This is a genomic window from Pontibacter sp. GD13 (assembly GCF_058216355.1).
This window is the reverse complement of the sequence record NZ_JBYZMQ010000017.1, coordinates 1-21489: the sequence shown is the minus strand read 5'-3', so window position 1 is coordinate 21489 and position 21489 is coordinate 1. Positions and strand designations below refer to the sequence as shown.

At 51.6% G+C, this 21489-nt stretch carries 20 protein-coding genes; 12 read left to right on the top strand and 8 right to left on the bottom strand.

What is annotated here, in order from left to right:
- Window positions 1–80 precede the first annotated feature (80 nt).
- A complete protein-coding gene (locus tag AC4BAN_RS16690; RefSeq protein WP_490565555.1) occupies window positions 81–629 on the top strand; it encodes a YceI family protein in 549 nt (182 codons plus the stop codon).
- Complete coding sequence (locus tag AC4BAN_RS16685; protein ID WP_490565554.1) at window positions 613–1518, top strand: DUF5777 family beta-barrel protein; 906 nt, start codon at window positions 613–615, stop codon at window positions 1516–1518. The genes AC4BAN_RS16690 and AC4BAN_RS16685 overlap by 17 nt, the downstream gene beginning before the upstream one ends.
- Before the next feature lie 102 nt (window positions 1519–1620).
- Here the strand turns inward: AC4BAN_RS16685 and AC4BAN_RS16680 are convergent, their stop codons facing one another.
- The 3 genes from AC4BAN_RS16680 to AC4BAN_RS16670 form a co-directional block, all read right to left on the bottom strand.
- On the bottom strand, window positions 1621–2967 hold the full coding sequence (locus tag AC4BAN_RS16680) for a TolC family protein (protein ID WP_490565553.1): 1347 nt from the start codon (window positions 2965–2967) through the stop codon (window positions 1621–1623).
- Between the two features lie 49 nt (window positions 2968–3016).
- Window positions 3017–6145: an efflux RND transporter permease subunit gene (locus tag AC4BAN_RS16675; protein WP_490565552.1), complete on the bottom strand. Its 3129-nt coding sequence runs from the start codon at window positions 6143–6145 to the stop codon at window positions 3017–3019.
- A 78-nt stretch (window positions 6146–6223) separates the two neighbouring features.
- Window positions 6224–7297: an efflux RND transporter periplasmic adaptor subunit gene (locus AC4BAN_RS16670; protein ID WP_490565551.1), complete on the bottom strand. Its 1074-nt coding sequence runs from the start codon at window positions 7295–7297 to the stop codon at window positions 6224–6226.
- A gap of 227 nt (window positions 7298–7524) precedes the next feature.
- Here AC4BAN_RS16670 and AC4BAN_RS16665 point away from each other — a divergent pair, with 227 nt between their 5' ends.
- The 4 genes from AC4BAN_RS16665 to AC4BAN_RS16650 all read left to right on the top strand — a co-directional run bounded on the left by AC4BAN_RS16665 (window position 7525) and on the right by AC4BAN_RS16650 (window position 11142).
- On the top strand, window positions 7525–7863 hold the full coding sequence (locus tag AC4BAN_RS16665; RefSeq protein ID WP_490565550.1) for an MGMT family protein: 339 nt from the start codon (window positions 7525–7527) through the stop codon (window positions 7861–7863).
- Window positions 7864–7972: 109 nt separating this feature from the next.
- Window positions 7973–9076, top strand: coding sequence for a sensor histidine kinase (locus AC4BAN_RS16660; protein WP_490565549.1), 1104 nt, complete (start codon window positions 7973–7975; stop codon window positions 9074–9076).
- 105 nt (window positions 9077–9181) lie between these two features.
- Complete coding sequence (locus AC4BAN_RS16655) at window positions 9182–9928, top strand: LytR/AlgR family response regulator transcription factor (protein ID WP_490565548.1); 747 nt, start codon at window positions 9182–9184, stop codon at window positions 9926–9928.
- 224 nt (window positions 9929–10152) lie between these two features.
- Window positions 10153–11142 (top strand): hypothetical protein, encoded by a 990-nt coding sequence (locus AC4BAN_RS16650; RefSeq protein WP_490565586.1) that lies wholly within the window; start codon window positions 10153–10155, stop codon window positions 11140–11142.
- Window positions 11143–11161: 19 nt separating this feature from the next.
- On the opposite strand, the gene AC4BAN_RS16645 is transcribed toward AC4BAN_RS16650, so the two are convergent.
- Complete coding sequence (locus AC4BAN_RS16645; RefSeq protein ID WP_490565547.1) at window positions 11162–11542, bottom strand: cupin domain-containing protein; 381 nt, start codon at window positions 11540–11542, stop codon at window positions 11162–11164.
- A gap of 103 nt (window positions 11543–11645) precedes the next feature.
- On the opposite strand from AC4BAN_RS16645, the gene AC4BAN_RS16640 reads away from it, so the two are divergent.
- On the top strand, window positions 11646–11996 hold the full coding sequence (locus tag AC4BAN_RS16640) for a hypothetical protein (RefSeq protein WP_490565546.1): 351 nt from the start codon (window positions 11646–11648) through the stop codon (window positions 11994–11996).
- A 184-nt stretch (window positions 11997–12180) separates the two neighbouring features.
- A complete protein-coding gene (locus tag AC4BAN_RS16635; protein WP_490565545.1) occupies window positions 12181–12714 on the top strand; it encodes a ferritin in 534 nt (177 codons plus the stop codon).
- A 64-nt stretch (window positions 12715–12778) separates the two neighbouring features.
- Here the strand turns inward: AC4BAN_RS16635 and AC4BAN_RS16630 are convergent, their stop codons facing one another.
- Together AC4BAN_RS16630 and AC4BAN_RS16625 are read right to left on the bottom strand one after the other, a co-directional pair.
- Entirely contained in the window at window positions 12779–13063 is a 285-nt protein-coding gene (locus AC4BAN_RS16630; protein ID WP_490565544.1) for an NAD(P)H-dependent oxidoreductase subunit E, read from the bottom strand.
- A 74-nt stretch (window positions 13064–13137) separates the two neighbouring features.
- Window positions 13138–13563: a hypothetical protein gene (locus AC4BAN_RS16625; protein WP_490565543.1), complete on the bottom strand. Its 426-nt coding sequence runs from the start codon at window positions 13561–13563 to the stop codon at window positions 13138–13140.
- A gap of 211 nt (window positions 13564–13774) precedes the next feature.
- Here AC4BAN_RS16625 and AC4BAN_RS16620 point away from each other — a divergent pair, with 211 nt between their 5' ends.
- A complete protein-coding gene (locus AC4BAN_RS16620; RefSeq protein WP_490565542.1) occupies window positions 13775–14461 on the top strand; it encodes a TIGR04283 family arsenosugar biosynthesis glycosyltransferase in 687 nt (228 codons plus the stop codon).
- Window positions 14462–14620: 159 nt separating this feature from the next.
- Window positions 14621–16714 carry a M13 family metallopeptidase gene (locus AC4BAN_RS16615; RefSeq protein ID WP_490565541.1) on the top strand — a complete coding sequence of 698 codons (2094 nt, stop codon included), beginning with the start codon at window positions 14621–14623 and terminating at the stop codon, window positions 16712–16714.
- Window positions 16715–16784: 70 nt separating this feature from the next.
- Here the strand turns inward: AC4BAN_RS16615 and AC4BAN_RS16610 are convergent, their stop codons facing one another.
- Window positions 16785–17549 (bottom strand): peptidylprolyl isomerase, encoded by a 765-nt coding sequence (locus tag AC4BAN_RS16610; RefSeq protein WP_490565540.1) that lies wholly within the window; start codon window positions 17547–17549, stop codon window positions 16785–16787.
- Window positions 17550–17963: 414 nt separating this feature from the next.
- Between AC4BAN_RS16610 and AC4BAN_RS16605 the strand changes: the two genes are divergently transcribed.
- A complete protein-coding gene (locus AC4BAN_RS16605) occupies window positions 17964–19184 on the top strand; it encodes a S8 family serine peptidase (RefSeq protein ID WP_490565539.1) in 1221 nt (406 codons plus the stop codon).
- A gap of 61 nt (window positions 19185–19245) precedes the next feature.
- On the opposite strand, the gene AC4BAN_RS16600 is transcribed toward AC4BAN_RS16605, so the two are convergent.
- Window positions 19246–19746 (bottom strand): GNAT family N-acetyltransferase, encoded by a 501-nt coding sequence (locus AC4BAN_RS16600; protein ID WP_490565538.1) that lies wholly within the window; start codon window positions 19744–19746, stop codon window positions 19246–19248.
- 173 nt (window positions 19747–19919) lie between these two features.
- Between AC4BAN_RS16600 and AC4BAN_RS16595 the strand changes: the two genes are divergently transcribed.
- On the top strand, window positions 19920–20918 hold the full coding sequence (locus AC4BAN_RS16595) for a quinone oxidoreductase family protein (protein ID WP_490565537.1): 999 nt from the start codon (window positions 19920–19922) through the stop codon (window positions 20916–20918).
- Window positions 20919–21489 lie beyond the last annotated feature (571 nt).

Below are 21489 nucleotides of genomic sequence, written 5' to 3'. Positions count from 1 at the left end.
CTTTTTAGGTTCCTCAGCAGATATACACGACAGGAGGATGCCAGTTCTTAATGATCGCCATACCTTAAAAATTGATATTTATGCAAAAGCGCTTACTATGCCTGGTGCTGTTCCTACTGCTTGCTGCAGAGGGCTTTTCACAAGAATTGTTTATCTCCAGGCAGTTTGAGTCCAGTTTCTTCTCTGAAGCCCGGCTCGAGAACATTGCTGCTGTTTCGGGTAAAGGTGTTTCTGTTATTAACATTTCCAGCAGAGAGGTTGCCTTTAAAATTCCGATCCGCTCCTTTAAGTTTAAGAACGGACTGATGCAGGAGCACTTTAACGAAACATACCTGGAAAGTGACAAATACCCGAACGCCACCTTCACGGGCAAATTAATGGAAGGCGTGGATTTAACGCAGGATGGCACCTACAATGTGATTGTATCCGGTAATCTGGCAATACACGGGGTGGTGAAGGCGCGCACCATTGCCGGTGTGTTAACAATTGAAGGTACCCGCATTGTGTTAAACACAACTTTTATGGTGCCGGTAAACGACCATGCCATCGACATCCCCAACGACAAACTCACCAACATTTCTCAAAACATACAAGTGAAGGTAAAAGCGCTCTATGAACCTAAGTCCTAAAACTATACTTGCCCTCTTGCTTTCGCTGTTCGCGGCCACGGCCTGCTACGCGCAGGAGCACCTGCTCGATGGCCTCGTTGACAGTGTGGAAGATGCCCACCAGCCGGTTTTCGCCACATTTAAAACCACCCGCATCGTGAACAGCCACTCCATAGAAACCGTGAAGCGGAGGGGGCTGGACTTCAGGGTAACGCACCATTTCGGCGATGTGGCCGGTGAAGGCGGTGGCGTGCACACCCTGTATGGCATGGACCAGTCGGCTGATATCCGGATAGCGTTTGAGTACGGCGTGAATGACCGCTTTACGGTAGGCGCAGGCAGGAGCAAGATCGGGGAGCTGCTGGACGGGTACTTTAAATACAAACTTTTTTCGCAGACCCAGGATAATAAAATGCCGGTTTCGGCCACCCTGTTGGTTAGCAGCGCCCTAACGCCACAAAAAGGAATAGAAGGAGCGTATGCTAATTTTGCGCACCGGCTTTCGTATACGTACCAGGTGCTGGTTGCGCATAAGTTCGGTCAGCAATTCTCGCTGCAACTGATGCCGTTGCTCCAGCACCGTAACTACCTGATTAACCCCGCTGACGAACACGACCTTTTCTCAGTGGGGATAGGGGGCAGGTTAAAGCTGACCAAACGCTTTGCCTTGCTGGCCGATTACTTTTATACTTTCTCGGAACTAAGGCAGCAGGCTGGCAGCGGATATTATGCGCCTCTTGGGATGGGTATCGAGATAGAAACCGGAGGGCATGTGTTTCATATGTTCTTCACTAACAATGCCGGTATCATCGAAAACGTATTTATCCCCAACACTACATCCTCGTGGTCAAAAGGGGAGTTTAAGTTCGGTTTTAACATTTCCCGCGTCTTTGCCGTTGGTGGCAGATAAACTTACAGTACTTTGTAAAAGCACCTCTACCAAAACAAGAAAAGGATAGCCACGGCTATCCTTTTCTACTTGCAACATGGCTTGATACTTTGGCCGGGCCTTTTACGGCGTGTCTTCCTGCAGCAGGGAGCTGCTCAGGCGTTTAATCTCTGTCTCGGCGGCTTTGGCCTCGTACCGGATATCGATTAACCTGTTCTCGGCCACCAACTGGTTGCGCTGCGCCTCGCGCAACTCTATGGCCGTAAGCAGCCCCAAACGATACCGCTCCAGCGCTATGTCTGCGTTTTGTTGGGCCAGCACCATATTCGTCTCTTCCAGCTCCAGCAATTCCAGTCGGTTCACATATTGGCTGTAAGCGCGCGCCAGTTCGGCCTCCAGCCTGTTTTGCTCCTGCTCAAAAGCCAGTGAGCTTGTTTCTATCGTGATGCGGGAGTTCTGCACCTGGCGGTTAATGTTAAGGCCCCTGAAGAGCGGCACCGAAAATACCACGCCATAGTTAAAGCCTACGCGCTTGCTTTCATTCGTGCCTACGGTATTTCCAAAGATCACAGGGTCCTGGAGGGAGCGGTTGTAGCCATAGCTCCCGGCTAAACCAATAACAGGCAGGCGTTGTGCGCGGGCTGCGCGCAGGTCGTAAATGGCAATGTCGCGTTGCAGCTGAATGCGGCGCAGGGCGGGGTTACTTGCCAGCAGGCTGGCATCTTCTAAAGCCACAGACAGCGTTTTATCGACCACTATCGAATCGGTTGGGTCGAAATTAATGGTAGGCTCACGGCCCAGGAGTTGGTTCAGGTCTATTTTAGCGTTGCGAAGCGCCTCCTGCTGCCGGAGCAAGTCCGACTTGTCTGCATTGTAGTCTACCTGTGCCCGCAGGATCTCTACTTTCGGAAGCACGCCCACGTTGTACTGTTCCTGGGTCATGGCGACACGCTGCTCCGAAATGGCAATGGCGTCCTCTATCGCTTTTATCTTGCGTGCCTGGCGCACCACCTGGTAATAGGCGTCCGAAATATCGGCAACGGTGTTTTCGATGGTAGCCTTGGTGAAGAGCTTCCCCGACTTTTCGAGGGCCTGCAGGCGGTTGTACTCGATAAACATGCGACCACCGTCAAACACGGTCCAGTTCAGCAGCACGCTGGCGTTGGTCACGTTTGTCTTGGAGCCGTTTACTTCGCGTGCCGGGTTGCCTTCAAACTGGTTCCGGATGTTGTTATTGGTAAAATCCCTGGTGAGGCGGCCATCTGCGGTGGGCAGAAAACCGGCATTCCCGAGCGTTACGTTGTTGCTGGCAATCTCATCCTGCTTATCGGCTATCCGGATGTCGTAGTTTTTCTCTAGACCGATGCGAATGGCCTCCGGCAGGGTAAGTTTATCCTGGCTAACAGATTTGCCAGGCAATAGCAAGGCTGCCGTGGTAAGCAGCAGCGCTGCGGCTTTTAATGGAGACATGAATCGTTTATCCAATGGTTTTACCTCTGAGTCGTTTCTGTGTAATTTTTTATCGGGTAAGGGCAGGCTCCTGCTGCTGGCGCTTCGGCAATTCGTGCTCCTGCTCGTCATCCTCGTCGTGTCTGCCTGCCAGGTTGGCCTCGGCAGATGAGAAAAACGAGTAAATGGCCGGAATCACGTACAGGGTAAGGCCCGTGGAGAAGATCAGTCCACCCACCACGGCAATACCCATCGACACGCGGCTTTCGGCACCGGCACCCAAGGCCAGGGCAATGGGCAGGGTGCCCAGTATAGTCGACATCGACGTCATCAAAATCGGGCGGAAACGCTGCACGGCAGCATCGGTGGCGGCCTCCAGTTTGCTGAGGCCGGCCTCCTTGCGCTGGTTGGCGAATTCTACCAGCAGGATACCGTTCTTTGTTACCAGGCCCACCAGCATGATCATCCCGATCTGGCTGAAGATGTTAAGCGTCTCGCCAAAATACCAGATGCTTAGTAAAGCCCCTGCTAAAGCCAGCGGCACGGTAAACATGATGATCACCGGGTCGCGGAAACTCTCGAACTGTGCTGACAGGGCCAGGTAGATCAGGCCCAGGGCAAGTATAAAGGCAAACAGCAAGCTGCTGGAGCTCTCAGAGAAATCGCGCGACTGCCCGGAAAGTGATGTCTGGAAAGAATCGTCCAGCACTTTGTCGGCAATGGCATCCATGGCGGCAATACCGTCGCTGATGGTTTTGCCTTTGGCAAGCGAGGCGCTGAAAGTGGCCGAGGCAAAGCGGTTGAAACGGTAGAGCTGTGGCGAGGCGCTTTCTTCACTTAGCTCGATCAGGTTGTCGAGCTGGATGAGCTGCCCGTTGTTGTTCTTCACGTAGAGGCTGCGCAGGTCGATGGGGGCGGAGCGGTTCTCGCGGGCCACCTGCCCGATAACCTGGTACTGCTTCCCGTCTTTAATAAAGTACCCGAAACGCTGCCCGCTCAGGCCGGCCTGCAGGGTCTGGGCCACATCGCGTACGCTCACACCCATGGCCTGGGCCTTCTCGCGGTTTATTTCCACGCGCAGCTCCGGTTTGTTGAATTTCATGTTCACGTCCACAAACCCGAAAGTAGGGTCCTGGCGTGCCGCGTCCATTATCTGCGGGATGATGTCGCGCAGCTTGGAGCCGTCCGGCGACTGCACCACAAACTGCACCGGCTGCCCTGAACCGCGTCCGCCGCCCAGCCCTTTGTCGCCGGAGCCAAAAGCGCGCGCACCGGTTAACTGGGTAGAAAGCCGGGAGATCTGGTCCACGATTTCCTGTTGTGTCTGGTTGCGTTTTGCCGCATCAACTAACCGTACGCGCAGGAAACCCGAGTTGGAGCCTCCCCCCCCGAAACCAGGCGAGGTCATGGCCACCATGTTGTCGATGCCCTGCACGGAGTCGTTCACGATTTGGGTAAGCTCACTCATGTACTCATCCATAAACTCGTAAGATGCGCCTTCGGGGCCGGTAACGCTCACACGCAAGCCACTGCGGTCCTCGTCGGGGGCAAGCTCTGACGGGAGCGTTTTCATGAACAGAAATATCGCTCCGGCGGCTAAAAACACAATCACAAAGGCCACCCAGCGCACGCGCATAAAACTCTCCAGACTGCTGCGGTAGCCATTGGTAAGCGCGGTGAAAAATGGCTCGGTTTTACGGTAGAACCAGTTTGGGCGCTCCCGGTGCTTGAGCATGCGTGAGCACATCATGGGGGTTAGCGTAAGCGACACGAAGGAGGAGATGATCACAGAGCCGGCCACTACGATGCCAAACTCCCGAAACAGGCGCCCGGTAATGCCTTCCAGGAAAATAACCGGCAAAAACACGGCGGCCAGGGCCACTGTGGTGGAGATAATGGCAAAGTATATTTCTTCCGAACCTTTTTTAGCGGCCTTCATGGGTTGTTGCCCTCCCTCTATCCTGGAGTAAATGTTCTCCAGCATTACAATGGCATCATCCACTACCAGGCCAATGGCCAGCACGATGCCCAGCAGGGTAAGCACGTTAATGGAGAAATCCATCAGGTACATGATAAAGAAAGAGCCGATCAGGGATACCGGAATGGCCACCACCGGTATAACCGTGGAGCGCCAATCGCGCAGGAACAGGAAAATGATGATCACTACCAGTCCGAAGGCGACGAAGATCGTTTCTTTTACCTCCGAGATGGAGGCCTTGATGTACTGCGTGTTGTCGAAGCCGATCACGACTTCAATGTCTTCCGGCAGGTCTTGTTTGATCTGCTCGAGGCGCACATAGAACTCATCGGCAATCTCTACCTGGTTAGAGCCAGGCTGCGGAATGAGCACAACGCCCACCATCGGGATGCCATCGCGGCGCAGGATGGATTTTTCGTTCTCAGGTGCCAGCTCGGCATACCCGATGTCACTGAACCGGATCAGCCTGTCTGCGTCTTCCCGAACGATGAGTTGGTTAAATTCTTCTGCTGAGGAGATCTTGCCCATGGTCCGGACAGAGAGCTCTGTGGTGGCGCCTTCAATTCTGCCGGAAGGGAGCTCCAGGTTTTGGCGTGCCAGGGCGTTTTGCACCTCGATAGGGGTTACCTGCAGGGCAGCCAGTCTGTCGGGGTCCAGCCACAGGCGCATGGCATAGCGTTTCTCTCCCCAAATGTCTACTGAGCTTACGCCGGGTATGGTTTGCAGGCGCTCCTTGAACACGTTTTGGGCAATGGCTGAAATATCGAGCAGCGAGCGGGTAGCACTCTTGATACCCACAAAGATGATCGGGTTGGCATCTGCGTCGGCTTTCGATACCGTAGGAGGGTCAGCGTTGTCGGGCAGTCTGCGTTGGGCGCGGGCTACGCGGTCGCGCACGTCGTTGGCGGCGGCCTCCATGTCTATGCCCAGGTTAAACTCTACGGTAATGTTGCTGCTGCCCTCGCGGCTACTGGAGGTGAGTGTGCGGATACCGGCAATACCGTTGATCGATTCCTCAAGCGGTTCGGTAATCTCCGACTCGATGGTCTCGGCGTTGGCGCCCGTGTAACTCGTCGATACGTTTACAACGGGCGGGTCTACGCTGGGGTACTCCCGCACACCCAGGAAAGAGATTCCGATGATACCGAATACGATGATCGTGATGCTCATCACGATGGCCAGTACCGGGCGTTTTATACTTATGGATGATAAGCTTGCCATACTTTTTCTACTTCAAAAATAAACAGAGGATGTGTCAGGCCAACGGCTTTTCCGCCTGCCGCACATCCCGATTTGCACCTACTCGCCAGTCTTTACGCGCCGGATGGTGAGGTCGGACCCTGGGCGCGCCTGTAGCACGCCAGACTGAATGATCGTGTCGCCGGGCGCAACGCCTTCCAGTATCTGGATCATGGTTTCGGAGCGCTGCCCGATCTTCACCATTTGCGGCACTGCTTTCCCGCTTTTCACCAGAAACAGCTTATGGCCCGAAGCCTCGGGTATGATGGATTCGGTGGGCACCAGGATCGCCTCTTCCACCTCTTTCAGGCCCAGCCCTATTTTAACGAAAGCCCCCGGCCTTACTTCCTGGTTTGTGTTCGGGAACAGCGCCCTTACCTGTAAGGTGCGGGTGGTGGGGTCGATGTTGGGTTGGATGGCATAGATCTTCGCCTCATATGTGTCGGGGCTGCCTTCGGAGGTGAACGTGATCACATCGCCATCTTTTATCATCTGGCTGTATCGGCCGGGGATGGAGAACTCGATCTTAACCGGACTCACATCCACGATGCGTGCGATGGGCGTGGCGGCTGTTACGTAGCTGCCTTCACTCACCTGTCGCAATCCTACTACGCCGTTAAAGGGGGCTCTGATGTAGGCCTTCGCCAGGGTGGCTTTCAGGGCCTGAACGTCTGCGGTGGCGGTGGCCAGTTGGTTGTTCACCTGGTCATACTCCTGCCTGCTGATGTAGTCTTTCTCCAGCAGGGTGCGCTGGCGCTGCTCCATGTCGCGGTACAGCTTCTGGTTCGACTGCAGTTTCTGGAGCTGTGCCTGCATTTCTGCGGCGTTCACGGTTAGCAGCAGCTGCCCTTTTCGCACGCGGCTGCCTTCCTCAAAGTTGATGTTGGTTACCCGGCCTGCTATTTCGCTGCGCAGTTCTACGTCTTCGTTTGGCAGCACCGTGCCCGTGGACACAATTTTATTTTGATACGCCGTTGGGGAAACCACAAACACGTCTACCGCTACTTTTTCAGCCATGGGTCCTCCAGTGGCCTGGGGTGCCTGCTCCTCGCCGGCAAATATTTTTGAATAAAGCAGGTAGCCTATGGCTACTACTGCCACCAGAATCAGGATGGATTTTACAGGTGTACGCATGTAAGTTTTTTCCGGGTTTTATGGTATCTTGCTAATTGCCAAAGCATTAACAAAGCTGCGAAATGATAGTTACAACTTAGACAATTAAAACAGTGAAACGTTTAAAATTACCTACTCTGCCGGTTAAAATAAAATAGCTGCCCAACATCCTCTACAAACAGGTAAATTAACGCGACAAACAGTTTATTTCTATGTTTAAACAGTAGTCAGAAAAAGAATAACCGTGTATGAGCGAGAATAAGAAGGCTAATTTTTTCCAGAATGTGTACGAGGTGGTCCAACTGATACCCGAGGGCAGGGTAACCTCGTATGGTGCCATTGCCAGTTACCTGGGGGCCAAAGGCTCGGCCAGAATGGTAGGCTGGGCGTTAATTGCCTCGCACCCCCTGACGCAGATACCGGCGCACCGGGTAGTGAACCGTGTGGGCATGCTGACAGGCAGCCAGCATTTCGAAGCGCCCAATGCCATGCAGGAGCGGCTGGAGCAGGAGGGCGTAAAAGTGGAGAATAACCAGGTGGTGGCGTTTGATGAGCTGTTCTGGGACCCGGGGAAGGAGTTGCTGTAAGGGGTTATCGGACAAGTATACTTTACTGCTGAACACAGCGGTATGGCTACCTGTCTAAAAGTACTGCAACAGAACTGGTGACAAGCAGAAGAAAGTATAAATTTGTAGCATGGAGATAAAGCTGGACACGGCAAGTGCGATCGGACCCAGAGCCACATGGAGCTTGCCGGATGTGCGCAAGATCACGCAGAACCGTGTGGTGCTGCACCTGTTCTTCTGGGCGGTGTACGTTTCGTTCTTCGGTTTGCTGTACGGCAGCTACATCGATGATTACTACAACGCCTTTATGGTGGAGTTGGTGGAGCTGCCTTTTAAAATGGGGCTGGTATACTTTAACATGTACTACCTGATGCCCCGCTATTTGCTGCAGAAGCGTTACCTGGAGTTTTCTGTGTACCTGCTTTTGCTGATGGGGGCCATCGGGGCCTTGATGCAGTTTGTGCTGCTGCCTTTTTTAATTCACCCGCTGTTTTGCCCCACTACCTGCACCGAAGATAACCTGACGGTGTTTCGGTTCATTAAAAACATTGTGAACATTAGTTACCTGGTAGCCATCACGGCCGTGATCGCGTTGCTTAAAAACTGGTACAACCACCAGAAAGCAGCCCAGAACCTGACCCGGGATAAGCTGGAAGCAGAGCTGAAACTTTTAAAGGCACAAATTCACCCGCACTTTCTCTTCAACACGCTCAACAGCTTGTACGCACTTACCCTAAAAAAATCGGACAACGCGCCGGAGGTTGTGCTCAAGCTCTCGGGCCTCATGGACTACATGCTCTACGATGCCAATGCTTCCGAAGTGCCTTTGGAGAAGGAACTGGCGTATATTAAGAATTACATCGCCCTGGAGCGCATCCGCTACGGCACGCGTGTTGATGTGCAGTTTACCGTAACAGGGCTAATTACGGGCAAGCAGATTGCGCCGCTTATTTTGCTGCCCTTTGTAGAGAATGCTTTTAAACATGGTGTTAGCACCGAAACTGCCAACGCCTGGATCCGCATTGATGTGAAAATAACCGAGGAGCGCCTGACCCTGTTGGTGGAGAACTGTAAATGCGGCCACAAAGCCAGCAGCAGCACCCGCGACCTGGCCACCGGCATTGGGCTGAAGAACCTGCAGCGCAGGCTGGAACTTTTATATGAAGACCGCTATGTGTTGGAGGTAGAAGATGAACCCGATAGCTTTGCGGCACGGCTGGAACTGGAGTTTTAAGGTACGGTTTGGAGGCTGGTTGGCAAGTCTGGCATCTAGAGCCGGACAAGGCCATTTTTTGATTCCTACGACTTTTAGCTGCTGTCTTACGTCTAAACTTAAATTATGAAATTGCGCTGCATGATTGTGGATGATGAGCCGCTGGCACTGGATGTGCTGGAAACGTTTGTCGGGCGGCTGGAAAACCTGGAACTGGTGTGCCGCTGCAGCAATGCCGTGGAAGCTTATTCCTGCCTGCAGGAAGAGCACATCGACCTGCTTTTCCTGGATATTCAAATGCCTAAGCTAACGGGGATCGATTTTCTGAAGTCGCTGGCAAACCCGCCAAAGGTAATCTTTACCACCGCCTACCGCGATTATGCCGTGGAGGGTTTTGAGTTGAATGCCGTGGATTACCTCCTGAAGCCCATTGCCTTTGAGCGGTTCCTGAAGGCCGTGTCGAAAGTGAACGCTGCCGAAGCAAAAACAGCGGCTGCGGTTAACCCGCCCTTACACGCGCCTTTGCTGCCTGCTGCCCCTTATAATGAGGCTTTTATTTACCTGAAAGCGGACAAGAAAATGGTGAAGGTGCTGCTTTCGGATATCCTGTACATCGAAAGCCTGAAAGACTACATCCGGGTAAAAACCGATCAGAAGGAAATCATATCGTATCAGAAAATATCGTTTTTAGAGGAGAAGCTGCCGGCAGATAAATTCCTGCGCATTCACCGCTCCTTTATCGTGGCCCTGGATAAAATACAGGCTTTTTCTGCCACCGCCGTAGACATTGGCAAAGCCGAGATCCCGATTGGGCGCTTTTATAAAAACGAGGTGCTGCAGGTACTCAACCAAAACAACCTGCTGGAAAACTGAGCAGTGTGGCGGCTTGCCTTGAATAACGCGTATACCTGGTAGGTGAAAAATACTTTCGGATGCGTAGCGGCAGGTCAGTTTACGCTTGGGCAACATCCATCCGATAGATAAGTACAACTAAACGCCCGGGCCCAGAAACCCTTAACGCTTTAACTTCAGAAAATCCCGTGTACATCTCTAAAAAAAAGCTCTTCTACGCTGTGTCTGAGCGGTTGCGCAAATACATGCACCACTACGACCGCGAAACGCAGTTGCCGGTGCATTACGAGGACCTGCTGCACTACTCCGACTCTTTTCCTTACTATGACAAGCAGGGGCACGACACGCTTTGGGAGTCGGTGATGTACGAACAGCATGCCCAGCAGGAGCTGAACCGTGGCCTCACCAGGATCTACGCCTTGCTTAAAACGGATGGCGATATGTCGGTGATGGAGCACCTGTACGTGTCGCGCATTGATTACTGCACCTTTGGCAACTCCAACCCGTTTCGGGTGCAGATCATGAACCAGCTCAACGACAACTACGACTACTTTTATGTGAAGAAGGCCGATGCCTCGCGCATTTATGGGCTGGAGCTGGAACATGTGCTGTCGCCGAGCCGCATCAATTACTTTGTAGATGGCAACTCGCTGATAGAAGAGCATATTGCCGGCATTCCGGGCGATGTTTTTATAAAAGATTACGTGAACAGGGCCGTGGCCAACAAGGTGCGTATTGCCAAAGAGTTCGTTAAGTTTAACGAACGCTGCTTTGTGCGCCTGCTCGGCGACATGCGCTCCTATAACTATGTGGTAGATGTTACGCCCGATTTCGAGGACGAGCAATACCGCGTGCGCCCCATCGACTTCGATCAGCAGTCTTACGAGGGCAAGAAGACCATGTACCTGCCGCAGTTCTTTAAAGACAACAACGTGATCGTGGACCTGGTGATGGACCTGCTGAAACCCGATGTGGTAAAGCAGTACCAGAACGAGGAGCGCACCCTCATGTTCCGCCGGCTTAAATCGGAGCGTTACCGCCTAAAAGACCTGATAGACACCATGCGCAGCGACACCATCTCGACTCCGGAAAAGGTGGAGCAGCTGAAGCAGGAACTGGCCCAGCACCATCAGTCGGATGAGTTTCTGAAGTGCAAGTGCATGGGCGACCTGGTGCGCCTCAACCTGAAAACCACCCTTGTTAAGGCACCCAAAGTAGCGGAAGGGAAAGTATAAAGTATAAAATATAAGCCCTTTAGAGCCTCTCCAGGTCTTTGCGGGTGCGTGCGCTGTTCTCCAGGTTGCCGGTGTTCACGGTGCCGGCAGGCTCAAACATCAACACCTCAGCCTCCTGGTGGGCCACAGGCTTGTGCTCCACGCCCTTTGGCACCACCAGAAACTCTCCAGGGTTTAGGGTGATCACCTTGTCGCGCAGGTGCATTTCAAACTGGCCTTTTACCACCAGAAAAAACTCATCCTCGTGTTCGTGGTGGTGCCACTCAAAAGGACCCATAAACTTAGCCAGCTTTACCTGCTGTCCGTTCAGCTCGCCGGCGATGCGTGGGTTCCAATGGTCGTTTATGTGGCTGAACTTGTCGGCCAGGTTCACTTTTTCCAGTTGCTGTTTGTCGTTCATGCGGAGGGAGTTTAAGAAAGTATGTATTTGTATTTGGACTGATTCTAAATAGTGCGTAGCTTTGCATTGCTGTACAGCCACCACAGCGAATTTAACAGATAAGATGCAGACTACGATTCAATTGAGCGAAATTTATACTTCAGCGGCAGGCGCTGTATATCAATGCGACAAGCGAAACCGCGTGGTAGTGCAATTTCTGGGCGCATCAACGGTATTGAAGGTGGAAGCGTTTTTGCGGTTAAAAAATGCAGTTGACAGCATCGACCTGGAGGGGATGGTAACCTGCACTTCGCGTTCCAGCGACCTTGAGATCATTGTGGTATGTGGCTGCGAGCGTTGCTTTGTGCTGACCAGCACCGAGATCCATGCATTAAAAGAGTTACTGGGGCAGGCCCTGTTCCGGATGGAGCTCAACAGCATGCTGCAAGCCTGCCTAAGTGCGCAGGTAGCATAGCCTCAAATTTTTTCCGGGTATCAGGCAAAGCACGGGTCAGCCCGTGCTTTTTCTATTTAGATTCCTTCCATATTTACTGCGGGCCTGTGTTACCAACAACTAAAAATTGAATTAAGGGTACTTATTAAAGGGAACATGATTATACTTCCCTGCCAAAATTAACACATTAAACGCCTTTTACTTTATGAAGGATCTATTAAGATTAAGAACATCCCTTACCGAGGAGATTGAGAAGATATTAAACGACCAGATAAAAATGGAGGCCGATGCGTCAGCCATGTACCTGTCTATGAGTAGCTGGTGCGACCGGAATGGCTTTGACTATAGTGCCGGCTATTTTAAGAATCAGTCGGATGAGGAGCGGGAGCACATGCTGCGCCTTTTTAAGTTTGTGTCAGATATGGGCGGCCGCGCCATTTCGCCGGATGTAGCCAGCATGCAGGTAGAGTTCGAATCGTTCAGGAACGTGTTTGAACAGGCGCTGCAGCAGGAGATCGCCGTTACGCAGTCGTTTAACCGCATGGCGGACAAGTGCCAGAAAGCAAAAGACTACGTAACGTTTTCGTTTTTACAGTGGTTTCTGAAAGAGCAGATCGAGGAGGAGTATGTGGCCCGCCGCGCCCTGGAGCTTTTTGAGGTGATTGGCGAGGAAGGCACTGGCTTGTACGAGATTGACAAGCGCGTGCCAAAAATTACGTATGAGAAAAAGTATGAATAAGCACGCTAGTACAAAATAAAGCAAAAAGGCCATTGGAGATCATCCAAAGGCCTTTTTTTGTGGCTTATTCTTCCGTGCCTTTGTGCAGGACATGCTCCTCGAACGCCTTCCTGGCCTGTGTTTCGGTTACGTGCTGCATCCAGTGGTTATCAGGCTGAAAACACATGACGGGGGCATAGTCGCAGCGATCGGTGCATTCTGTCTTCACTATTTCCACCTGTCCTTTCAGACCAGCATCTTTAATGAGGTTACGCAGGATCTTCCCGTTTTCCTTGCCGCCCTTTTTCTTGCATTTACTACCGGTGCAGACATAAATGACTTTGTCCGGGGTGTTAAAACTTTTGCTCATGTAGGTTTGTACGGTTTTATTTGACTTAAAAGCCTAAAACCAGGAGCAGGAAGTGAAATTTTGGGATGTTAAACTTACTGGGTTACCAGCATACAAGACTGCAACCAGAGTTGGGCATCCTGCCTGTTGTTAAATATTTGCATGGTAAACTGGCCGCTTACGCGTCGCAACATGTCAGCGGCAGAGGCGGCAGCAAAAGCTTCTTCGTTTACGACGTGCGCAAAAAAGCGTAAGCCCGCCGCCACGGCACGGGGAGTCCATACCTGCTCAATCCATTCAACTGCCTGGTCCCAGGTGCCTACCAGGTCGGTGTTGTTGTTCAGGTAACAGGGTGACTTATACTTGATAAGGGCATCCAGCACCGCCAGGGAGCCTTGCTTCACATTCTCTGGTGTAACGTAGCCGCACCAGTTACTGTCTACCCATTTTTCCTGCTCATCAAAATAAATGGTGAGGTACAGTTTGTTTGTAGAGGAGCGTAGTTCTTTTATTATTTTCATCTGGTTGATCAGGCACCTTGGGCAGAACAAATATAAGTATTTTGCACTGGTATTGCAATGAGGGCCACTGGGCTAAAGTGCTGGCAAAACTGGCGAACCCCGCACAGCTAAGGTAGAGCAGTTACCTGCCCAAAACCATCCCTTTTTTAGAACCTTCGTATGAATCGTTGATCCATTCTTTCTACACCAAATACCCCTTAGCCACGCATATTTGAAACTCAGCATCATTATACCAACTTATAACGAAGCGGCTGGCATCGGTAAACTGGTTACTTACCTGCGGTTGCATGCAGGCAAGCACACAGAAATTATTGTGGCCGATGGGGGGAGCACCGATGGCACTACAGCGATAGCCAAAGCGGCAGGGGCCTGCGTGTTGCTGAGTGACAAAAGGGGCAGAGCAACGCAGATGAATGCCGGGGCAGCTATGGCAAAGGGCGATGTTTTATACTTTTTGCATGCGGATACTTATCCGCCTGAGCAGTTTGAGCAGCAGATACAACATGCTTTGGATAATAAGTTTGGGAGCGGCTGCTTCAGGCTGAGGTTTGATGACCCGCATTGGTTCTTAGCCTTAAACGCCTGGTTCACCCGGTTTAGCCTGGGTGCATTTCGGTTTGGAGACCAGAGCCTGTTTGTAAAAAGAACCCTGTTTGAGCAAGCCGGAAAATTTAACGCGCAGCTGCTTTTGCTGGAGGACCAGGAGATCATTGGGCGCCTGCGCGAAAAAGCCCCTTTCATTGTGCTGCGGCAGCAGGTAGTGACCTCGGCCAGGAAGTATCAGCAGATCGGAAAGTATAAACTGCAGGCCGGTTATTTTCTGATCTACGGGCTTTACCGCCTGGGCGTGCCGCAGCATACCCTGGTGCAGCTCTATCATTGGCTGGTAGGTAAATAGCGGTTTCAGCCCTGCCCAATAGCTGCTGATAGGTGTGGTGCAACATGCGGGGCCGTGTTCAGTATAAGGCTAAGGAATACCAATGTTAAGCTCTATACTGAAATGAGGACTTACATCCAAACATCTCGCAACTAGTCGGAATTAACAAAAATCAACTTTATGAAAAGAACATACTTGTTTTCTGCTGCAGCGTTATCCGCAGGTCTACTGCTAACGGGTTGTAGCACGGGTACCACCGCCACCACCGCAACTGAAACAGATGCAGCAGCAACCTCCGAAGAGCCTGCCATGAACATGGGCCATGGCCTGGAGGTGGCAAATCTGGACACCACCGTAAATCCTTGCGAGGATTTTTACGAGTATGCAAATGGCGGCTGGCTGAAGAGCAATCCGGTGCCGGCTTCCGAAAGCCGCTGGGGCTCTTTTAACGAACTGGCCGAAAAGAACAACGCCGTGTTGCGGCAGCTGCTCAACGAGGCGGCCTCCAACACATCGGCTGCGAAGGGATCAGCGGCACAGCTGGTGGGCGACTTTTATGCAGTAGGCCTTGACTCTGTGGCAGCAGACAAAGCGGGCATCACACCCATCAAACCGGAGCTTGACCGTATCTCGAACATAAAAAACACGGCGCAGCTCTCGCAGACAGTGGCCGACCTGAAGGCAAAGGGGATCAGTGGTTTCTTTAGCCTGTATGTAGCCCAGGATGATAAGATCAGTACCCAATATGCCTTGCAGGCTGGGCAGGGGGGCTTAGGTTTGCCCGACCGGGACTATTATTTAAAGGATGATGACCGCTCAAAAAATATCAGGAAAGCGTACCTGGCCCACATAGCAAATACATTCCAGCTGCTCGGAGACGATGCCACCACGGCCCAGAAGAAGGCCCGGACGGTGATGGACATTGAGATGAAGCTGGCCAAGGCATCGAAAGCGCGCGTGGACCTGCGCGACCCCTACGCCAACTACAACAAGATGACGATTCAGGACTTTGCAAAACAGAACCCTAACCTGAAAGTGACGGAAATGCTGACCGACATGGGGGCACAGGCGGCCAAAGAGATAATTGTGGGGCAGCCGGCTTTTTTTAAGGAACTGAACGGCATGCTGAAAAATAAACCGCTAAACGACTGGAAAACTTATACCAAATGGCACCTGGCCCGCACCATGGCGCCTTATTTAAGTCAGGACTTTGTGCAGGAGAACTTTAACTTCTATGGCAGAACCCTGACCGGAGCCACGGAAATGCAGCCGCGCTGGAAACGCACGCTCCGCACCACAGATGCCGCGCTGGGCGAGGCCCTTGGCCAGCTCTATGTGCAGAAAGCTTTTTCGCCGGAAGCCAAGCAGAAGGCCATGACCATGGTAGAGAACCTGCAGGAGGCTTTCAGAGAACATGTGCAGGGCCTGGACTGGATGAGTGAGGATACAAAAAAGCAGGCGCTCCAGAAACTCCAGGCCTTCGAGACCAAGATCGGGTATCCGGATAAGTGGAAAGATTACAAAGGCCTGGATATTACACGCGATTCCTACGCTGCCAATGTGATGCGCGCCAGCCAGTATGCGTTTCGGGATAATATTGGCAAGATCGGACAGCCCATCGACAGGTCGGAGTGGTTTATGTCGCCGCCTACCGTAAACGCTTACTACAATCCGTCTATGAACGAGATCGTGTTCCCGGCCGGAATCCTGCAGCCTCCCTTTTTCGATCCGGAGGCTGACGACGCGGTGAATTACGGCGGAATGGGTGCCGTGATCGGGCATGAGCTCACCCATGGCTTCGACGACCAGGGCGCCAAGTATGACTATGAGGGAAACCTGAAAGACTGGTGGTCTAAAGAAGACCTGGATAAATTTACCACCCGCGCCAACGCAGTGGCCGACCAGTACAACCAGTACACCGTGCTGGACAACCTGCACGTAAACGGCAACCTGACGATGGGGGAGAACATCGCGGACATCGGGGGCTTAAACATTGCCTATACCGCGCTTCAGAAGGCGCTGCAAAAAAACAACCCGGGTAAGATTGCCGGCTTTACGCCAGAGCAGCGCTTCTTCCTGGCCTGGGCGCAGATCTGGCGAGCCAATGCCCGCGACGAGTACCTGAACAGGCAGATCCTGACTGACCCCCACTCTCCGGGTCGCTTCAGAACCAACGGACCGGTATCTAACATGCCTCAGTTTTACAAAGCCTTCGGGTGTGAGCAGAACGATCCGATGTTTAAAGCTGACGCAAACAGAATAAAGATCTGGTAAATACCTATCTTAAAAACAGGAAGGGGCAGCTGTAATAGCTGCCCCTTCCTGTTTTTAAGATAGGAGATACCTACTTATTAGTTACTTTAATAGTGTGCTTTACCAGTTCCTTAGGCCATTTCTGGCCGTCTACAGGTTCCTGTGCAATCTTCTCCACCACATCCATCCCCGCTATCACTTCGCCAAACACGGTGTATTCCGTATCCAGGCCCGGCTCGCCGCCCACGGTTTTATAGGTTTCAATTTGCGCGGGCGTGTACTGTATGCCGTGCTGCGCCTCATAGGCCCTTAGTTCAGCCTCCGGTACAGGCTCACCGAGCACAATGTAAAAGTTATGCGAGGATGACTCTTTGTCGGGGTTACGCTCGTCACCATAGCGGGCCATGGCAAGCGCGCCTTTTTTGTGGATATGTCTGGGATTCGTTTCCTGCGGTATCTTGTAGGCCCCATTCTTCATCTCGCGGTTATCTGAGTCGCCACCCTGTATGGCAAAGCCCTTCACTACCCTGTAAAACTCCCCCTCATCGTAAAAACCTGCCTTGGCAAGCCGTACAAAGTTGGCGCGGTGCAGCGGCGTATCCTGGTAAAGGCGTACTTTAATGTCGCCGAGGCGTGTGCTGATCACAGCAATGCTGTCCGGGTTTTGCTTTTCGTAAGCCGTAAGCACCGCTACGGTGGTTTCGGAGGTAAGCGGATTGAGCGTCTGCTCCGCTTCGGTGGCGCTGTTGGTCTCTTCCTGCTCCGGCCCGGCTTGGTTGCAGGAGGTTAGTGCCACTAGATATCCGGCGGTCAGAAGGAGGCAAGCCACGAAAATGAGGGGATGTCGTTTTTTCATTTTGTCTGATTTTTTGTTTTACCAAGCTACGAAGAAATCTTATCTGTGAAGCGCACTTTATGCGAAAGTGTTCATATAAATATATTTATTTTTGTTGTAATAATCGTTGAATTTTGATCAGAACGTATCTTTTTTAAACCGGTTTAACGTAATGGCTTTTACTGTGTAACACGAGCTGCATGTTACACAAATAAAATTAAGGTCTTCTGTTAGTGGAGATTGCGTAGAACTGCGTAAAATGGCCTTTAGGTGTTGCAACACTGAAAAAATATAATTTTAGCCTAGCGTAACTGAGGGCATTTTTAACATAAAAAAGCACTTTTTATGTTGCATATAAAATCTGGAATATATACTTTAGAGATGACGTCACTTATTTAATACACTCTTTTATTTAACCTTAACACCTTAAACAGTATGAGAAACCCTTTACATTTCCGAGGCACAATGCGCTCTATCCTTTTCGGTGCAGCCATGGCAACAGCAGCCTGTACTTTTACAGCTTGCGACCAGGAAGGCGCAGAAGTTACAAGCCCACAGCAGGAAGTTGAAGCTAACAATCAGAACGGTGCCTTAATTAATGGCAAGTACATCGTTGTGTTCCACAAAAACGAAACCCTTCGTATGGATCCGAATGCAACATATGAGCAGCGCGTGGACGCGGCCCGTAATGCTGGCCATGAAATACTGCAATCCAATGGCGTAAAGAACGTTGTGATTGACCAGGCTTACGGTAAAGCGATTAGCGGTATTGTAGCCAGCTTAACGCCAAGTGAGGTAGAAGTGCTTCGCAAGGACCCACGGGTTGCTTATATTGAGCAGGATAGAGTGGTGTCGCTTGGCAAGCCAGGTTCAGGTGGTGGTACGCCAACCGCCCAAACAACGCCTTGGGGCATTACCAGAATTGGCGGGGCTACAGACGGCGTGGGCAAAACTGCCTGGATCATTGACACAGGCATCGATCTGGATCACCCAGACCTGAACGTGGACGTGGCCAGAAGCAGAACCATGTTTACGACTGGCAGAGATGCCAGTTCTGCAGATGATGGAAACGGACACGGTTCGCACGTAGCGGGCACAATTGCAGCGATCAACAACTCTATCGGCGTTGTAGGTGTGGCAGCAGGTGCTACAGTAGTAGCGGTTAAAGTGCTTGATTCACGCGGAAGCGGTGCTTACTCTACTGTAATTGCCGGCGTAGATTACGTGGCAGCCAACGGTAAAGCTGGGGATGTGGCCAACATGAGCTTAGGCGGACCTATTTCCAAAGCACTGGATGATGCCATCCTGGCAGGTTCTTCTGTGGTGAAGTTTGCACTTGCAGCAGGTAACGAGAGTACGGATGCTAACAATTCTTCTCCTGCCCATATCAATGGTACTAATATTTATACAATTTCAGCTATTGATGTGAACGACAAGTTTGCCTATTTCTCAAACTTCGGTAACCCTCCTGTAGATTTTGCTGCTCCTGGGGTTAGCATCCAGTCTACCTGGAAAGATGGCGGCTATAACACGATAAGCGGTACTTCTATGGCTTCCCCGCACGTTGCGGGATTGTTGCTGTTAGGCAGTGTTACTACAAGCGGTTATGCAATTGGCGATCCGGATGGTAACCCAGATGCAATCGCACACAAATAACCTTACCTTTAAAGGATAGTGAATAGAGGGGGTAGCCAATCAATGGCTGCCCCTTTTTCATTTAAAGCTTTTTACGCATCACGTAGTCGTTCATCCAGTAAGGGCCAATGGCAATGTCTTCCTCCTGGTGCACCTGGTATCCGCATCGCTCGTAAAAATCCCTGGCCTTGTTGTAGCGGTTCACGTTCAGGTCCAGCATGGTGGCGCCCATTTCTTTTACCGCGTTCTCAGCGGCAGCTAAAAGCATCTTACCCAAGCCTTTCCCCTGGCAATCGGGCAACAGGTAAATCTTATTTAATTTGAATATTTTCTCCTGCTGCTCTTTCAGAGAGTAGGAGGCAAACCCAACGGGCTGGCCGTTCTCATAAAGGAGCAGGAAAGTTTGTCCCTCCTGCAGTTGCCGTCGCAGTGCCTCCGGTGTATAAATTACCCCAAACATAAAATCTACCTGCTCTTTGGCCAGAATGCTGCTATATGTAGGCGACCAAGTGGCCTCTGCCAATGCTACAATGGTCGGGATATCTGCCAGGGATGCAGTGCGTATAAAAGTTCTAGGCGTCATGGGGTATAGCGGGCTGCTGTGCGTGCAAGTTAAAACCTGCTACACAAATTGCCAATGCAACCTGATACTTTGTCCGTAAATAGTAAATTTGCACCGAACACAGAACCTGAGGACATGTTTAAGTTTCGCTTCCGAAAGTCAAATTGTAAACATGCGCTCTTAACCACAACCTGATGAAAGCGATATACCTGGAAGACATAGGCAAACCTTTTACACTGATAGAGAAAGAGCAACCGACAGCAGGCCCCGGCCAAGCCATTGTGCAAGTAAAAGCCGCCGCCCTGAACCACCGCGATGTGTGGATACAGCAGGGCAAGTATTTTACGAAAGAATATCCGGCCATACTTGGCTCCGACTGCGCAGGTATCGTGACAGAGGTAGGGGAAGGCGTTGATGCTAACTGGCTAGGGCAGGAGGTGATCGTTGATCCGTCAACTGATTGGGGAAACAACCCGCGGGCGCATGCGGTAGCGTATAAAGTGCTGGGAATGCCTGCAGACGGGGCTTTTGCCGAGTATGTGAAAGTGCAGGCAGCAAATCTGCATCAGAAACCGGGACACTTGAGTTTCGAGGAGGCTGCCGCCTTGCCTTTGGGAGGCGTAACGGCTTACCGAACCCTGTTCACGAAGTGCCAGCTGCAGGAGGGGGAACGGGTGTTGGTGACAGGCGCAGGCGGGGGCGTGGCCCTTTTCGCCATTCAGTTTGCCGTAGCCGCCGGCGCCGAAGTATGGGTAACTTCCGGGTCGGATGCAAAAATTGGCCTGGCAAAAGACCTGGGTGCAACAGGCGGCACCAATTACAAAAAAGAACAGTGGGGCAAAGAGCTAAAGGCCTTGGTCGGCGGCTTTGATGTTATAATAGACGGCGCAGCCGGAGAAGGCTTTGTGCAACTGGTAAAGTTGGCAAAACCCGGCGGACGTATCGGGATGTATGGCGGTACCACCGGCATGATCGGAAAGCTGAACCCAGCCGAGATTTTTTGGAAACAACTGGCCATATACGGGAGCACCATGGGCACCGCACAAGACTTCGCACAAATGGTGAAGCTCGTGGATGAAAAAGGCATCCGCCCGGTGGTGAATATTGTGTACCCCTTGGAGAAAGCAGAAGAAGCCATGCGTTACATAGAGGCTGGCAAGCAGTTCGGGAAAATTGTTCTGAAAATAGCGTAAAGTATACTTTGGGAGTGCATTGGGTTAGTTTGGCTCAAGCGTTTTATATAGCCAATGGGGCTGGTAACTCTGCAGTTCCTAACGGATGATAACCTTGGTTGCAGTTCACCTGTGCGCAGCGCGATAAGTAAAAATTTACCTCCCCTAACCCCTCCTGAAAACAGGAGGGGAACTCCCGTAAATAACAGGCAGATTTTATACTTTTCCTGCTCCATCAACTTCGAATTCGGAACATCATTAAGGCAATTTTTTATGTCCCTCCTCCCTTTGGGAGGAGGCTAGGAGGAGGGTTTGCATTACGGCTACCTGCCCAAATACTTTCCCCTCACTTCAGCCCGGCTCCCCAAGTGGCAAGGGAGTTTTTTTGCTCCTGCCAGTATAGGCGGCTAGGAGGAGGGTTTTCCCGCAAACAGGTTGATGCTTATAAAAAGAGAGGGGCCGTTTTGGCCCCAGGAGTGGTCGGAAGAAATTCTGACCACTTTTTATGTTTTAAAGAGCTTGTCCAAGTCTCCTTGGCAATGAGCCACCACGATGGCAATAGCCAGGTTTCTGATTTCCATAGCGAACCTGC